Raw genomic sequence first — 17,233 nt, forward strand, 5'->3', positions numbered from 1 at the left:
GTATAGGCTCATTCCCCATTTCCTATATCCCCCGTATTTATGGAAATAGTTACTGCCAACAATAAAAAGTCACAGTTAAAAAAATTTCTGTGCCTTAAAATAAAAAGTATGGACTGTGGTATAAAAACTTCAGTCTATACTATTAATTCTCTTTATGGTAAAGGGACGATAATAAGTTATTATTTTGATGGCTTATTAATCAATTTGATTAACGCTAAACTCAAAGAAGATTTTCTTTTTATCTCTAGCAACAATAGTAATAGTTTTAATACTTTAGAACTTTCTGTTTTAATAGATGGGGAAAAAATTATTCGTTTTTCCAATCTAGAAAATGATCTTATTATCGAAAAAAGTGAAAGTTATTTATTACATGATAATGGTGATGATAAAATTGTTTTTTACAGAAATAAGCATATAAATGAAGTTAAAATTAAGATGCATGATTCATTTATTAAAAAACATAAAATGCAAGCACTTTTTTCTAGTAACAAAGTTTCTAACTTAAGTACTACACAGCAGCTAACTTCAAATATGGAAAGAATAGTTAATGATATGCTCACTAACTCGCAAAAAGGATTGTTAAAACGTCTTTTTTTAGAATCAAAAGTATTAGAATTAACACATTTACAACTAAACATTCATTCTAAGAAAGGAAATAGTTCTAATGAAAAAGTTCTTAAAAAAATATATAAAGTAGAAGCTATACTCCAAACCAATATTCATGAGCAAATATCAATTCAGCAACTTGCTCGTAAAGTATTATTGAATCAAAATGTTTTAAAAAATGAATTTAAGAAATTGTTTGGTGAAACTATTTTTAATTACACCAAAAATTTAAGAATGAATAAGGCAAAAGACTTATTAGCTTATACTCAAAAACCTATTTATGAAATAGCTGACATAGTTGGATATAAAAACCCTACACATTTTACAGCTGCTTTTAAAAAATTTGAAAAAACAACCCCAAAAGAATTTCGGAAAAATTATACTTACAAATCCTAAATTAGGGTTTTAACTCATACTTTAACTTTCTTAATTGTGCATTTATAACTAATTCCATTCTACGTAAACTCTTACTTTCTAAATTCAAACAAGCATCTACCCACATGGCAGTAATGTCTTTCAACTCTTTCTTTTGTAAAGGAAAAACTCTTTTTATACATTTATAGTGATTGTATTGAAAGCTAAAGTTTGATTTTTTCATATAATTTATAACCGATGATATTCCCGTTTCTTCATTAAAAACACAATCTACCAAACCCATTTCTTCTAATTCTTCGGCCTTGTATATGTTTCCTGTGTATAACACTTTAAGAGCTGCTTTTATATTTAGTTTTCTACATAAAAAACTATAAGCTCCCATACCTGGAAAAAGATGAAACTTGTTTTCTGGTAAACAAAATTTAGCTGACTTATGAGATAGTATAATATCATGTGCCATTACACATTCAAAACCTCCTCCGTAAGCATTTCCCTCAACCAAAGCAATACTTAGTACGGGCAGCCCAAAAGTATTATATATGTTGTAAATAGCGTCTATACATAAATTAGCGTATTCTGATAATGCTTCTTTATTTTCAGATTTGATGTTTTTTAAAAAATAGGGTAAATCTCCTCCTAAATTATATACCTCTTTATGTGTAGATGCCGATACAATATATTTTAATGGATACACCTTGTCTGCAAACATCATTTTTAAATCTTTAGCAAAGTCTTTAAACTCCCATAATATTTCTGGTGAAAAATTAGGAACTCCTTTTGACTTAATACCCCAAACAATCATCTCATGTTCTGGATAATAGTCTACTTTAAAATTTTCATATTGCTTTATCATCCTTTTTTATTTTTAGCGTGTACTTAATGAGTTCTTTTTAATCCTAAATTTCCATGCTTCGTCTCTATATTCTTTTGCTTTTTTCCCTCCATCAATGTGATTCCAGCCTGGTGGCATAAAAAGGTATTTTACTTTATCTAGTAACGTAGGAGCTTTTTTTACATCCAACCATAATTCTTTCCATAGTAAAAACTGCACATGCCATAAGTTCTCACTATTAAGTTCCTCATGCATAATTCCGTACACTATTTTTTCATTATCCAATTCTTTTTGAAATGTTTTAAATAAACGGTCCCAAATACTAAAGGTTTCACCATAATTTCTATCTAAATAAATATGATTTTTTGCATGATGTACTCTATGGACTGAAGGTGTTATTAATAGTTTATCTAACCATTTTTGCTTTCCTATAACTTTTTCATTTACATGTGTTAGTGTTGCATAAAGGCGTGCAATGGGTTCAATTACAAAAATCATTAATGGGTGAAAACCTAATATTGGAAGCCATATAAAGTTGAACGGAGTGAAAAACACATCAAAAATTGATCCTCTAGCAACCACGGTTAAATTCATTTCTTCTGCCGTATGGTGTACTCCATGAATACACCATAAAACTCGAACTTTATGTCCTAAAAAATGAATAAAAAACACTGTAAAATCATACAACAAATATGCTGCAATCCATATATACCATTGAAAACCTAGAGTAAAAATTCTGTTTTCATACAACCAAAACATAGTGCCAACAATAAATATTTTTGATAATAAGAAGTAAGGAATACTTTGTATTAGATACGAAACAATACTTACAACTCCTTCTTTATTTTTTTCAACATAACTTGTTACAATTAGTATTCCCCATTCAACAAGCATTAAAACGAGTACTATTAGACTCATATGTTCTAGTTTTCCTGCAAGTATTTCTATAGATGATAAATTCATATTTAAACTATTTCTTAGAAAAATTCTTTTTTAAAAACGTAGCTATTTGTGCTACTGCTGCCTTTGATGCTACTGTTTCTCGCAAGGAGTTCAGTACAATAAAATCATGTATTGTTCCCCCATATCTAGTTGAAACTACTGGTACACCTGCCATTCTTAATTTTCTTGCATAGGCTTCTCCTTCATCTCTTAAAACATCATATTCTGCAGTTATTAAAAGTGTTTTAGGTAAATTTTTAAGCTCTTCTAAAGTTGCTTTTAACGGAGCTACAGTTGCTAATGAGTATAATTTTTTTTCTGGTACGTAAACATTCCAAAACCATTTCATTGTTGCTCTCGTTAAATAATGCCCTTTTGAGAATTGTTCATACGACTTCGTATTTAAATTGGTATCGGTAACTGGGTACAATAATAGTTGTCCTAGCAACTTAGGAGTTCCTTTTTGTTTTGCCATCATAGCTACAACTGTTGCCATATTTCCTCCCACACTATCTCCACCAACAATAATTCTATTTGTGTCTAACCCATATTGTTTTCCATATTTTGAAATGAACAAAGTTGCCGCATATCCTTCTTCATTTGCTATGGGGTATTTAACCTCTGGTGCTCTTGAATACTCTACAAAAACAATTGCTACATTTGCTTTTAAAGCTAAGTCTCGCATTAATCGTTTATGCGTTTTAAAACTATTAAACACCCATCCACCTCCATGAAAATAAAGTAATACAGGTAATAATTTTTTTGTTTTTTTTGGCTTTACAATTACTGTATTTACTTGTTTATCTTGTTCTTTAAAAGAAACCTTAGTAAAGGTTACTTTATCGTAGGTTAATGTGGAATCTTTTTGCATGTTTTCCATGGCATTCCTTCCTATCTCTAAAGGTAAGTCCTGCAACGGTGGACCTTGATAAGAATGAATAACTTCTAAAAATTCCTGAACATATAAATCTAAGCCATCGCTTCCTGCTAAGTTTACTTGTGTATACGTTTTTACTCCTATAAACAAGCTTAGTATCATAACTATTTTTTTCATAACTATGTAATTGCTTGTTTTACTCTTTTTGTAGATGAAGATTGTTTTTGCTTTGCTATTAGTTTAATTGCTCTTTTCTTTGTCCAAAGAACACCAAATGTTAGCAATGTAATTCCTATAATAATTGCTAATAGTTTTAACTGACTTGTTTGTGATGAATATCCAAAAAACAATACTCCCCAGTATATAAGTACCCACTGTACTAAATAAAATGTTGTTACATTTTTACTTGAGTAATAAATTACATCGTACAGTTTATTGTGTGGAATACAGGTTACTAATATATGCCCAAACCAAACTAAAAATAAATTCACTCCAATAAAAGCTATGGTTCCTCCTGGCCCTAAATGATAGTAATCACCAAAATGATATTCATAATTATAATAGCATAATACTACACCTATACACATAAATAAGACACCTGAAACTAGCATTCTTTTATATGTTAAAACAATATTATTATTACTTTCTTGATACCACATTCCAAAGAATAATCCTATTAAAATAAACGACATCCATGGAAATACAGGAAAGTAAACATTGTAGGTTTTTCCCCATAATAAATCACATATATAATCTACCCCAACAATGTTAGGTTTATAACCACTTAATTCTCCTGTGAAAAAAACAATAAGTAATGCTAAGGTTAAAGCTGCATACTTGTTTTTAATAAACTTGATTATAACTCCCATTATAATCAAGGAAATCCCAGCTAACTGCAAGATATCTCCCAATAAAATAAAAAACAGATAATTATATGAATCTCCTAGAGTTAGCCCATTACCTTCTATAAAAGCTCTAGGGAATCCTCCAAATAACAACATGGGTACTGCAAATCTTAAAATATTAAGTAAATACCCTTTTGCTAAAATGTTTATTCCTCTTTTAAAGATTTTAAACATGCTTAACTTACTTGAAAACACAAAAGAAAACCCCATCACGACTAAAAACATAGGAGTTCCTTTTTCTAATACTTGAGCTACCTTCCCTAAAAAAGAATTGTTCCAAGTATCCATTGTCGAATATATAATCATGGAATGAACAGGTATCATAGATAAAACACTAATTCCTCTTGCCATATCTATGGCTAATACTCTCTTTTTTTGTTCCATTTTTTATTCTTTAAAATGCCAGCTTAATTTTTTAGATAGTGGCTTTCGTTTTCTATTTACTTTAGGAAGATTTTCTTTTACATGTCCTATAAAAAAAACACCTAAAAATTGTTCATTTTCTTCTAAGCTAATTTCTTTTTCACCATATTTTATAGTTGCTATACTGGTATCCCAATAGCTTCCTAAATTTAGACTTGTACAGCTTAACCATATGTTTTGTACTGCGCTTGAAATAGCTGCAATTTCTTCCCATTCCGGGAGTTGTGCTCTTTTACTAGGTTTAAAAATCACTCCTATCATGCTGGCTTTACTGGCATACCTTTTTGTTTCTTTATAACGTTCGTTAGAAAATTCTTCTTCTGAATATATTTTTCGATAATAATTAGCCATAAACTCACCTAATGCTTCTCTATGTTTTCCTTCTAACACTACAAACCTCCATGGTTGGGTTAATTTATGAGTTGGTGCCCATAGCGCATTGGTTACAATTGCTTCAATCGTTTCCTTCTCTATTTTTCTATCCGAAAAATCATACGCATAGGTAGTTTTTCGTTCTTGTATAGTTTTAGTTATCTGTTTAAAACTCATATTAAATACTTTCTAAAGATTGTACCGTTTTTACTGTTTCTTTTTTAAACCTTGTAAGTGGGTTTTTTAATACTCCTTCTAACTTTAGACTTTCTATCGGATTAGCCAAACTGAGCATTTGCTTGGTATTACTTAACTGCAACCTGTTCAAACAACAGCGATCAAATTCTTTAACAAATAAATCGTATTGCTTATATTTTTCTGAAAACTCAGGATGTTGTTCTTGATATTCATACACACAATCTGCCACTAATTGCCAAAAATTATCCTCTGAAAAACTTGAATAACAATCTAACTGTTGAACCATAAAACGGAAGAAGCAATCAAACACATCAGTAAAAATTGAAAGCACTTTCATTTTATCTGAAGTCTTAACAAACAGTCTTTTAGCATGCTCAGGTAAGTACATTGTTTCGTTAAAAACAATAACCTCTTCTGTAATATCTTTCATTAACACATGCACTGGTGTATTTTCTTCTAGCACTAGAATTAGGTTTTCTCCATGTGGCATAAACACAAATTCGTACTTATAAAAACAGTGTAATAAAGGTGCTAAATAGGCTTTTAAATAACGTTGAATCCAGGTAGTTGTGTCATAAGGTGAAGCTTCTATTAAAGCCGCTAACAATGATTTGTCTTGGTAATCTATATGCAATAAAGCAGCCATTGTAAACACGCGTTGATTAGAGCTTATTTTTGTAAACGGGCTCTCACGCCACAAAGCTGATAACATTTTGTTATGCGGATTCGTTTTTCCTAAAGTTTCATAATAATGATTGTGATACCCCGCTGTTGCCACTTCTCCTAACATGGTAAACCCATTGTTTTGTAGGTAAATGTCATCTGCTAACAAATCTGTTATCCATTGGGTAATATGCGGCGTACTTTGCATGTAATATGGAGAAAGTCCACGCATAAAGCCCATATTTAAAATAGACAGAGCTGTTTTTGTGTATAACTTTTCTGGATGTGACGCATTAAAAAGTGTTCTAATAGATTGCTGCGCAGAGAATTCATCATCACTTTCTCCTACTAAGATGATATTTTTTTGAGCAATATCTGCTCCAAAAACAGCTACAATTTTGTTTTTCCATTGCCATGGATGCACAGGCATAAAAATGTAATTTTCAATAGCTACATTTTGCTTCTTTACAACTTCTTTAAATGATGCTAATTTTTCTTTTCCTAATTCGCTCTCTAAAAGTTTTTCATACTCATAGTTTTTAACAGCCGTGTAGGTAGCATATTTTTTATGAGCTGCTATCCATAAAAGCTTAAACGGTTGATTGCTTTCTGGTGCATATTTTTGATAATCTTTAATATTGAATCCTATTCTCCCATTGTTCGCTACAAAACAGGGGTGACCTTCAGTCATCGCGTGTTCAATTTCTTGAAAGGTTTTTTCAGCTAATTCATTGGCTGAAAATTTCTCGTTAACATACTTATATGCTGCTCCTGAAAGTGTACTTGTTATTTCCTCTAAATAAGTTGCTAAAAACTCATCAGGAATACCAAGAGTATTTTGAAACTCTGTTATAAAATGTAGTGCATCTAAATAAACTTCATTCGATATATTATTTTTTTTAATAATGCTTTTTTCATCAACCAACCAATGATCGAGAACATACTTTTTTGCTTTAAATTGATACGTGAACTCATTATTATCTGAGGTAATCAGGTATATACAGCCATCTGTTTCTTCTAAAATAAACTCAGGAGTTAAAATAAGCTCATGTGAAAATTCACTGATTGCTTTTTTTATTAATTGACGATTTACAAAACTCCATACCTTTGGTTGTAAATGGGCTATATTATTTGTCATGTTGTTCTAGTTTAATTAAAGCTGATTGATACGTCTCTCTTGTACAAAAAGCTAAGGCTGCTTTTTTATGAGGTAACTCAATTTCTTTTTGGTATTTAAAACCAGCTTTTTTATTTAGCGTATGAATTTTTTCGTTATTCACATCGGGTTCTACAACAATTCTTTCCACTTGTGGTAAACTGAAAAAATAATCGATAATAGTTGAAAACACATGCCATGTAAACTGTGGTATTCTTTTTTCTACAGGCGCTACTAAAACATGCATACCATAATCATTTTCTTGTACATCGTAATAGTCTGCTATCTTATCTTTTGAAGCTTTGTAACGCTCCATTAAAAACACTGGGGTACTCCCTATCATTCCTACATAACTATAATGATGCGGATTATTTTCTATTTCTTGGTATTCAGCATGTACTTCTTCTACAGACTTATTTAACATTCCCCAGTATTTTGCATAGGGTTGAGTTACCCAACGATGTAACATTGGTGTATCTGTTTCTAATTTAAATGGACGAATGTTGATTACCCCCAATCCAATAATTTCTTTACTAAATATTTTTTGATACGTTTGAACCATAATTATACTTCTTGGTTTTTAAATACAGCTATTGGGTTTTTTAACTTTCCTGCAAATTGGAGTAGGGCAACAGGGTCATCTAAATCAATCATTTGTTTATGATTATTTAATTGCAACCTATTTAAACACGAAAGTTTAAAATCTTCAGCAAACAAATCATACTGTTTAAACTTGCCTGACAGTTCAGGAAACTGCTCTTGATATTCATGAATATTTTCTGCTACGAGTTCCCAAAAACGATGCTCTCCATAATTCGCATGTTTTTCTAAAATTGGGGCTAAAAAGCGAAAGAACCCATCAAACATATCTGTAAATATGGATAGTAACTTGACATCTTCTGGTACTGGCGCATACATTCTTTTTAACTCTTCTGGTAGCTCAACTTCAGGATTTAAAATACATGCTTCTTCTGTAATATCCTTTAGTAAAGCATATACAGGAATGTTATTTTCTAATACCAAAATAATGTTTTCCCCATGTGGCATAAACACTAAATCGTAATAGTAAAAACAGTGTAACATTGGGCTTAAGTACGCTTTTAAATAGCTACGTAACCAATTATCTATTGAAATACCTGAGTCTTTAATCATTTCCGGCAACAATGCTTTTCCATAATGATCTATATGTAATAATGCTGCCATCGTTAGTGGTTTTTGGTTTTCTTTAACCACAGAATATGGACTTTCTCTCCATAATGAAGCTAGCATTTTATTGTAATCGTTATGTGGTCCAAACTCTTCAAAATATGGATTCACATAGCTAACCGAACCTATTTCACTTAACATTCTAAATCCGTTTGTCTTTATATAAGCATCGTTATATAATAGGTTTTCTAACCAAACTGCCATTTTTGGAGCTGTTCCTAAGTAGTATAAAGGCAATCCTCTCATAAAGCCCATGTTTAAAATAGATAATGCCGATTTGGTATAAAATTTCTGCGGATTGCTTATATTGAATAACGTTCTAATTGATTGTTGTGCTAAGTATTGATCTGGTCCGTATCCTAAGCAAATTAAATCTCCTTTGGCTACTTCTGAAGCAAAAATTGTAGCTAGTTTGTTAAACCATTGCCATGGATGAACAGGTATAAACAAGTAGTCTTTTGGACTGAAGCCTTTTTCTTCAATTATTTTGTTGAATTGTGCTATGGTATCAACATCTAATTCCTGACGTATTAGGCTTTCATAAGGCAATGCTTCTATCGCTGAAAAAACTGCTTTTAACTTATGTCCTGCCAACCATAATAACGAAAAAGAATTTCCCGCTTCTGGTGCATAAGAACGATAATCGCTGCTGTCAAACCCTATTCTACCATTATTTGCTACAAACCCTGGATGCCCTTCGGTCATAGATTGTTCTATCGTTTGAAAATCGGCCGTTGCTAATTCTTCTACAGTAGGGTTTCCTTTGGTAATTTTAAATGCACTTCCGTATAGTGTACTTATAACTTCTTCTAAATACACAGGCATTTTTTCATCAGCAATTCCTAACGCTTTTCTAAATTCTTTTATAAATGTAATTGCATCAATTTCTTCTTCAACTTCTTTTATATATTTTCTTATTGAGTTTTCATCAATCATCAAATGATTCAAAGCCATTGGTTTTGCTTTAAACTCATATTGAATTTCTGTGTCATCTGCATAAACTTTATACAGTTTATATCCGTTATCTACTTCTTGAATTATTACTGGTTGTATTAATAGTTCATGCGAAAACTCACACAATGCTTTTTTCACTAGTAATAAGTTGGCTTTTTGCCACACTTTTGGTTGTATATGTTGTGTTGATTGTTGTGGAGAAACCACATTATCTAAGGTATTCATGGCACTTCTTTTAAATGGTGAAAAGGATTGGATTTTTTGTTGGTAATTGGTCTTGGTTAAAAATGCTAATTGTGCTGTTTTGTTAGAAAGTTCTATCACCTTTCCCAGTTGAAAACCTATGCGTTGACACAGCGCAAACATTTTTTTGTTTCGAATATCTGGCTCTACTACTATTCTGTTAATAGTTGGGTTTGTAAAAACAAAATCCATAATTGCTCGAAACATAAACCACGTAAAGTTTGGTGTTTTAGTGATTTTTGGCGGTGCTACAATAATATGTACACCACAATCGGATATTTTAGCTTTATAAAAACCATTAATAATATCTAATTGCGGGTTGTAACGTTCTACTATAAATGCCGGTTCACCATTAAACATTCCTACAAAAACATCGTAATGTTCTGGGGCTATAAGTTGAGTATATTCTTCTTCAACTTCTTTTACTGTTGCGTTTTGCATCCCCCAAAAAACAGCATATTCTTGAGTTACCCATTGCTGTAAAAAAACACTGTCTTTTTTTATTTGAAAAGGACGAATGGTTATTGTTCCTAAACCTTTATACTCTTTTGAAAAAACTATGGCATCAGTTGTTATCATAATTTAGGTTTTAGCTAGTTGTTTATGTACTTTTCTTACCGATTTAAATACAATAAAGTACAAGACCAATGTGAGTGTAAATCCGCCTAATGCAATGATAAAAGGCATTCGTAAATCGAAACTATCGACTATAACTCCTACATTTAAAGAAGCTAGTAATACACCTAAGTTTTGGAAGAAATGTATTTTACTATAATCAACCGAGTATGATTCTGGCGTGCTTAATTCAAATAATAAAATGTCGAATTTCACAACTCCTTGAAAAATTGCCCAGCCATAAATAATTCGCCCTAAAACAACTACTAATTCATTGGGTATTCCTTGTAGCATAAGTCCAATTAACCCTATAAACAAGGCATTTATAATTCCTTCATGCCCTTTTGATTTTCGCTTATTATTAATCCACAAGGCTACTAAGGCTACAAAGCCCGGGATAGCATATATAGTGCCTGAAACCAATTTGCTTTTGTACGTTGAAAAACTTTCCCAATATGATGAAAAGAAAGGCCTAATTAAAAAGTCGCTGAAGTACAATATCAACGTAATTAGTCCTAATTTCAAGATAAACCCTTTCGGAATTATCTTTTTATCAGTAGCGGTAGATTCTTCTGAAATGATTAAATCAGTAGCATACTTTTTACTTTTTAATAGATAACCACTCATAGCCATTTGAATAAAATCTCCTGCTGCCATTATTAAAAAAATGCTACTTGGGTTTATATAATCTACTGTTATACCTCCCAGCACAGCTCCTAAAATACCTCCTAAATGTACCACTACTGAAAGCAATCCGATTGTACTTGGATGTTCTTCTTTTGTAATGATTTTTAAAATGTACGGATATACCAATAAATAACTTCCTTTAAATAGTACCATGATAAGAGATACTACCCAAAAATTAATGTACGATGTAGTGTAGTAACAATACAATGCTAATAAGCCTGCAACTGCTTGGGTGTACACTAGAATATTTAATTCTGATATTTTTTTAGAAATATATGCCCAAAATGGAAATGCAATCATTACCATAAAACAGATGGCTGCAAAGTAATATCCTACATTTTTAGGGTTTGTCATTCCAAAACGAAGCTCAAAAAATTGTGGATAAAATGGATGCAGTAAATAATCACTTACTACTGCAACCAACGTCATTACTATTAAAAATGTTTTTAACTTCATACCTTTATGCAAAGACATTGAGTTCTATTTCTTCCTCTTGTGTAACCTCAAACTGCTGAAATGCTATCTTTTGCTCAATAGGATAATGCTCTACTCCTGTTATTTCTTTGATTATATAAGAATTTCTGTAAGCAGCCATTCCTAAATCTGGTGTAACAAATCCATGCGTATATAATTCTACATTTTGAACAAAAATTTCATTATGATTTTCATCTATGCTGTAATTACGTTGTACATCAAATCGATCTTGATAATCCCATAAAATCCTGTTTGAAATTCCTTCTATAAAATCAGGTAATTGATATTCATAACCTGTAGCAAGAACCAATGCGTCTGTTTCGTGTTCAAAATATTTGTCTTGTTCTACTTGGTGAAGTTCCAGTTTAATCCCTTCATCTGATACCTTGGTAGTTTTCAATTCAGAGTTAGTACGTAGTGAAATTTTTAATGGTTCTTTTGATAGGACTCTTTTTGCGTATAATGTATCGTGAATAGCTCCTATTAAATCTTGATTTATCCCTTTGTATAAATGCTTTTGATTTTTAATGAGTGCATCTCTTTTGGATGCTGGTAAGTTGTAAAAGTAATCTACATACTCTGGAGAAGTCATTTCTAATGTTAGCTTAGCATACTCTAAAGGAAAGAAACGTGGTGAGCGGGTAATCCAGTTCAATTCATATCCTTTAGTATCTATTTCTTGTAATAAATCAAAAAATATTTCAGCAGCACTTTGTCCGCTTCCCAATACTGTTATCCTTTTTTTATTTTGTAGTTGCTCTTTGTTAGGTAAGTATTGTGATGAATGAACAGCAGCATCTTTTAGCTTTTTACAACAAGCAGGAATGTAAGGTTGTGTTCCTGTTCCTAGAACCAGTTTTTTTGCTTTATAAATTTTAATTTCTTGTGTTTTTGTGCAAACACTAGTAACTACATAAATGCCGTCTTTTTGATCGTAGTCTATATTCGTTACTTCTGTATTAAAATATATATTAGAAAGTTTACTAATTACCCACTGACAATAATGATTGTATTCGTTTCTAAGTAATAAGAAATTTTCTCGTATGTAAAAAGAATATATTCTGCCCTGTTCTTTAATATAATTTAAAAAACTAAAAGGATTTGTAGGATCAGCAAGAGTTACTAGATCTGCCATGAAAGGAACTTGTAAAGTTGTATCTTCTAATAACATTCCTGGATGCCAATCAAATTTTTCTTTTTTATCAAGAAACACTCCATTTAAATCTTCAATTGGTTCTGATAAGCAAGCTAAACCTAAGTTAAAAGGTCCTACACCTATGGCTATAAAATCAACTGTATTATTCTTCATTTTTTCTAGTTTGTTATTTTGTATTGTTCTCCTGTAGTTTGAATCATTTCTATAATGTATAGGAGATTGTTAATTGTATTTTTAGGGTTTAGTAGCGTAAATTTTAGGTATATGTTACCATTTAATTTGGTACTTGCTATGGATGCTTTTCCTGCTTTGTATAAAGTGTTCTTTATATATAAATTTATAGCATCATGAATCCTGTTCTCTTTAATAGCTTGTGCTTTATACCTAAATACTAGTGTGCTTAATTCTGGTTCATGTACAGTTTCAAAACAGTCTTTATCTTTAATTTCTAAGTATACATTTTTAGCTAGGTAATGTACTTCTTCTAAGTAGTTAGCAATTGTTTTTGTTCCTAGAGTTTTTAAAGTTAACCAAACTTTTAAGGCATCGAAACGACGTGTCGTTTGAATAGATTTTTCTATAAGATTTGGTCTTTGAGAATCTTTCTCTTCAATAGGGTTTAAATAATCTGCATAATATGATACGTACTTAAAATATTGTTTATTATTTACCAAAAAAGCACTACAACTTACTGGTTGAAACAGAGTTTTATGAAAATCAACCGTTATTGAATTAACCATTTCAATACCATTAAAATATTCTTTATGCGTGTTTGTAAGTGCATAGGCTCCTCCATATGCTCCATCTGCATGTAGCCACATTTGATTTTCTTTAGCAATTTTCCCTATGATTTTAATTGAATCAAAACTACCGTAATCGGTAGTTCCTAATGTAGCTACTATTGCAATTGGAATATTATCTTCTTGTTTTGTTTTTTCTATAGCCAAGACTAACTCGTTAGTATCCATTTGCATTCTTTCATCTACTCTTACTGGAATAACAGCATCATATCCCATACCTAAAAGAGCTGCACTCTTTTGAATACTAAAGTGGGCTTTTTCAGAACAAAAAATTCTAAACTTACTTATTTCATTACTCCACCCATGTTGCTTAATGTTTATGCCAAAATGTTTGAAAGCATAATCGTCTCTGGCCATTAACATTGCCATAAAGTTAGACTGTGTTCCTCCACTTGTGAATACTCCATCTGAATTATCAGACATATTAAATACTTTTGAAGTCCATTGAATTACTTCTTCTTCTATAAAAGTTGCCGAAGTACTCTGATCCCATGTTTCAACGGCTGTATTAATTGTAGTTGCAATCATTTCTGCTACAATAGAAGGGAGTGTAATTGGACAATTTAGGTGTGCTACATAAGTTGGATTGTGAAAAGCAATAGCATTTTTTATATATAAATTGTTTAGCTCTTCTAAAACACTATCTATCGCTTGTGTTTCCTCAATATTTATTAGCTTAGCTTGTTCTTTGTTTTTTAGAATTTCTGCAAGCTCATCTCCTTTATAAAAAGTTCTGTTAGATAAAAACCGCTCTATATAAGAAAATGTTTTTTGAATGTATTCTTCATATAACTTTACAGACTCATCACTAAACAAATAACTATTTAATGACAATTCTTTTAATGAAGGGGGAGTTTTTAGAATCATTTATTTTTATTTAGTCTTAATAATTTGAAGCAAAAATATATTTAGACCAAACAAATTAAATGACGCAAATGGAATTTAAAATGACGTAAGTGGTATATTTTATAAAAAGAAAGCGCAGTATTTAGTGTACACTAAATACTGCGCTTTAAAAATTTTATTCTTTTGTTCTTAACTCTCTGGAGCTAACTCAACTTCTAAACCATCTAAATCTGGGGTCATTTGTATTTGACACCCTAATCGGCTATTATCTTCTACATAAAAAGCCTCTGCTAACATTGCTTCTTCATCATCTCCCATTTCTGGCAATTCATGATCTGATTTTACATAGCATTGACAAGAAGCACACATTGCCATTCCACCACAAATTCCAATAGTTCCTTCAGGAGCTAATTCGTACGAACGAACCACTTCCATCAAATTCATTGCCATATCTGTGGGTGCTTGTATCTCATGCGTTACCCCGTCACGATCAGTAATTTTTATAGTAATATCTTGTTCCATTTTATTTTACAGGTTCATTTTTTTTCGAAGTGTTTTTGCTCTTTTATCTTCTCCATCATGTGTCCAACCGGGTGAGTTAAAGATATAATTTAGCTTATCACTCCATGTATCAGCTCTTTTAACATCCTTCCAAATTGCAGCATATTCATGAGTAGCCACTTTTACTGGATTAAACGTTTCAATATTTACGGTTAATCCATATACTGGTTTATCAATTTCTTTTAATTCTTCAGAGAAAGTACCAAAGATACGATCCCAAATAATTAAAATTCCTGCATGATTACAATCTAAATAACGAATATTAGATGCGTGATGTACTCTATGATGTGATGGTGTATTGAAAATTAATTCAATAGGCTTCGGAAGTTTATCTACCAATTCTGTATGCACAAAAAACTGATAAATTAAACTGATTCCCATCATAGTAAACATCATTAATGGATCAAATCCTAATAAAGGAATCCACATCCAAAAGAAAAATTTATGGATACGTTCACCGACTCCTTGACGCAATGCTGTTCCTAAATTCATATGCACCGATGAATGATGTGGTACATGACCTGCCCAAAACAAACGTACTTCGTGATTTAATCGGTGAAACCAGTAATAAGCAAAATCATCAGCCAATAACAATAAAATCCATGCCCACCATTGACGTTGAACTATACCTTTTAACGGACTCATCTCATACAAATAGAAAAACGCTATGAAGGCTAAAATTTTCGGAATAAACTCAACAATAGCAGAAAATACCATCATTAGCATTGATACTCCAGTGTCTTTACCATGGTATTTTTCTTTTGCTATTCGGTATTCTACCAACATGCAAATGAAAAATACAGGTAAGGCGAAGTACAATAATTTATCTTCTGATAACTGCTGTATATATTCAGTTAATGTCATGCTTAATTAATCGCTTTAACTACTGCTTTTGGGGCTTCTTTTCTAGTACCATCAAATCCATCAACACCACCTACCGTCGTATACTTCATCACATATTTTTTATCTGGATGAATACGTTTGTAAGCACTCTGGCACATTAAGGTTGCTTCATGGAATCCGCATAGAATTAATTTTAACTTTCCTGGATATGTATTTACATCTCCAATTGCATAAATTCCTTCTACATTTGTTTGATAGTCTAATGCATTATTTACTTTTATGGCATTCTTCTCAATTTCTAATCCCCAATTTGCAATAGGGCCTAATTTTGGAGACAATCCAAATAACGGAATAAAATGTTCACAAGGTAATGTAAATGGTTCTTGATCTTTTTGCTCTACTACTACGCCTTCTACCTTTTCTTCTCCTACAATACCTTTAACTTCTGCTGGTGTAATTAACATTAGTTTACCTTCATTTTTTAACTCTTGTACTTTATCAACAGAGTCTAAAGCTCCACGGAATTCATTTCTTCTGTGAATTAACGTTACAGATTTTGCCACATCTGTTAAGAAGATAGACCAATCTAAAGCAGAGTCTCCTCCTCCAGCAATTACCACGTTTTTGTCACGATAAATTTCTGGTTCTTTAATCATGTATTCTACTCCTTTGTCTTCAAAATCTGCAATATTAGGAATCGGTGGTTTACGTGGTTCAAAGCTTCCTAAGCCTCCTGCAATTGCTACTACTGGTGCTTGGTGCTTTGTTCCTTTATTAGTAGTTACAATAAACGTTCCGTCTTCTTTCTTTTCAATAGTATCAGCACGTTCACCTAGTGTAAAACCTGGTTCAAATTGTTTAATTTGTTCCATTAATTTATCGGTTAAATCACCTGCTAAAATTTCTGGATATGCTGGAATATCGTAAATTGGCTTTTTGGGATAAATTTCTGAACATTGCCCTCCTGGTTGCGGTAAGGCATCAATTAAATGGCAACGTAATTTTAACAACCCTGCTTCAAAAACAGTAAAAAGCCCAGTAGGCCCTGCTCCAATAATAAGTATATCTGTATTTATCATTTTGTAACAAAATTTTCTTTTTATATTGAGATTCCCACCTTAAAAATAAGGCAGGAATTGTATGTGTTAATAATTGAAAGGCCTGTTTAAGTGTTACTTATTGTATAAAAAAATAAGTAAAGGAAACGCTTAAAACTCTAAAATATGATACTTTTGTTAATCAAAACCTGATATAAATCAGGTTATTCAACATTAATTACCTCTTTAATTTCTGGTGCGTATTTTTTTATTGTTGCCTCTACTCCATTTTTCAGAGTCATTTGATTAACAGAACATCCACTACAAGCTCCTTCTAATTGTACTTTTACTGTACTGTTTTCTATAGATAATAATTTTATATTACCTCCATCACTTACTAAAAAAGGGCGGATTTCTTCCAACGCTTTTTCTACGTTATTTCTTATGTCTTCTGTTGCCATA

The 17,233-nt window shown here is 31.5% G+C and carries 16 protein-coding genes; 1 reads left to right on the plus strand and 15 read right to left on the minus strand.

Annotated elements, in window-relative coordinates; all coding sequences use genetic code 11:
* Nucleotides 1-39 precede the first annotated feature (39 nt).
* The gene (locus ACXIHB_RS09695) at nt 40-1,002 is read left to right on the plus strand and encodes a helix-turn-helix domain-containing protein (protein WP_167712725.1); all 963 of its coding nucleotides are present in this window, start codon (nt 40-42) and stop codon (nt 1,000-1,002) included.
* A gap of 1 nt (nt 1,003) precedes the next feature.
* On the opposite strand, the gene ACXIHB_RS09700 is transcribed toward ACXIHB_RS09695, so the two are convergent.
* The 15 genes from ACXIHB_RS09700 to ACXIHB_RS09770 all read right to left on the minus strand — a co-directional run bounded on the left by ACXIHB_RS09700 (nt 1,004) and on the right by ACXIHB_RS09770 (nt 17,232).
* Nucleotides 1,004-1,834, minus strand: a complete 831-nt coding sequence (locus tag ACXIHB_RS09700; RefSeq protein ID WP_462098140.1) for a crotonase/enoyl-CoA hydratase family protein — start codon at nt 1,832-1,834, stop codon at nt 1,004-1,006.
* A gap of 12 nt (nt 1,835-1,846) precedes the next feature.
* Nucleotides 1,847-2,776: a sterol desaturase family protein gene (locus tag ACXIHB_RS09705; RefSeq protein ID WP_462098141.1), complete on the minus strand. Its 930-nt coding sequence runs from the start codon at nt 2,774-2,776 to the stop codon at nt 1,847-1,849.
* A 7-nt stretch (nt 2,777-2,783) separates the two neighbouring features.
* Nucleotides 2,784-3,809, minus strand: a complete 1,026-nt coding sequence (locus ACXIHB_RS09710; RefSeq protein ID WP_159508841.1) for an alpha/beta hydrolase — start codon at nt 3,807-3,809, stop codon at nt 2,784-2,786.
* 2 nt (nt 3,810-3,811) lie between these two features.
* On the minus strand, nt 3,812-4,921 hold the full coding sequence (locus ACXIHB_RS09715; RefSeq protein WP_047787941.1) for a heparan-alpha-glucosaminide N-acetyltransferase domain-containing protein: 1,110 nt from the start codon (nt 4,919-4,921) through the stop codon (nt 3,812-3,814).
* A gap of 3 nt (nt 4,922-4,924) precedes the next feature.
* The gene (locus ACXIHB_RS09720) at nt 4,925-5,509 is read right to left on the minus strand and encodes a nitroreductase family protein (RefSeq protein ID WP_462098142.1); all 585 of its coding nucleotides are present in this window, start codon (nt 5,507-5,509) and stop codon (nt 4,925-4,927) included.
* 1 nt (nt 5,510) lies between these two features.
* Nucleotides 5,511-7,331 carry an IucA/IucC family protein gene (locus tag ACXIHB_RS09725; protein WP_462098143.1) on the minus strand — a complete coding sequence of 607 codons (1,821 nt, stop codon included), beginning with the start codon at nt 7,329-7,331 and terminating at the stop codon, nt 5,511-5,513.
* The gene (locus ACXIHB_RS09730) at nt 7,321-7,911 is read right to left on the minus strand and encodes a GNAT family N-acetyltransferase (protein ID WP_462098144.1); all 591 of its coding nucleotides are present in this window, start codon (nt 7,909-7,911) and stop codon (nt 7,321-7,323) included. The genes ACXIHB_RS09725 and ACXIHB_RS09730 overlap by 11 nt, the downstream gene beginning before the upstream one ends.
* A gap of 2 nt (nt 7,912-7,913) precedes the next feature.
* A complete protein-coding gene (locus ACXIHB_RS09735; protein WP_462098145.1) occupies nt 7,914-10,331 on the minus strand; it encodes a GNAT family N-acetyltransferase in 2,418 nt (805 codons plus the stop codon).
* 3 nt (nt 10,332-10,334) lie between these two features.
* Nucleotides 10,335-11,528 carry an MFS transporter gene (locus ACXIHB_RS09740; protein WP_462098146.1) on the minus strand — a complete coding sequence of 398 codons (1,194 nt, stop codon included), beginning with the start codon at nt 11,526-11,528 and terminating at the stop codon, nt 10,335-10,337.
* Complete coding sequence (locus tag ACXIHB_RS09745) at nt 11,515-12,837, minus strand: lysine N(6)-hydroxylase/L-ornithine N(5)-oxygenase family protein (protein WP_437823510.1); 1,323 nt, start codon at nt 12,835-12,837, stop codon at nt 11,515-11,517. The genes ACXIHB_RS09740 and ACXIHB_RS09745 overlap by 14 nt, the downstream gene beginning before the upstream one ends.
* 5 nt (nt 12,838-12,842) lie before the next feature.
* Complete coding sequence (locus ACXIHB_RS09750; RefSeq protein WP_462098147.1) at nt 12,843-14,351, minus strand: pyridoxal phosphate-dependent decarboxylase family protein; 1,509 nt, start codon at nt 14,349-14,351, stop codon at nt 12,843-12,845.
* Between the two features lie 168 nt (nt 14,352-14,519).
* Nucleotides 14,520-14,852 (minus strand): 2Fe-2S iron-sulfur cluster-binding family protein, encoded by a 333-nt coding sequence (locus ACXIHB_RS09755; RefSeq protein ID WP_073182284.1) that lies wholly within the window; start codon nt 14,850-14,852, stop codon nt 14,520-14,522.
* Nucleotides 14,853-14,858: 6 nt separating this feature from the next.
* Nucleotides 14,859-15,755 (minus strand): sterol desaturase family protein, encoded by an 897-nt coding sequence (locus tag ACXIHB_RS09760; RefSeq protein ID WP_073182285.1) that lies wholly within the window; start codon nt 15,753-15,755, stop codon nt 14,859-14,861.
* A 2-nt stretch (nt 15,756-15,757) separates the two neighbouring features.
* Complete coding sequence (locus ACXIHB_RS09765) at nt 15,758-16,813, minus strand: NAD(P)/FAD-dependent oxidoreductase (RefSeq protein WP_462098148.1); 1,056 nt, start codon at nt 16,811-16,813, stop codon at nt 15,758-15,760.
* 182 nt (nt 16,814-16,995) lie between these two features.
* A complete protein-coding gene (locus ACXIHB_RS09770) occupies nt 16,996-17,232 on the minus strand; it encodes a NifU family protein (RefSeq protein WP_047787951.1) in 237 nt (78 codons plus the stop codon).
* Nucleotide 17,233 lies beyond the last annotated feature (1 nt).

The organism is Tenacibaculum sp. IMCC1 (genome assembly GCF_054906355.1).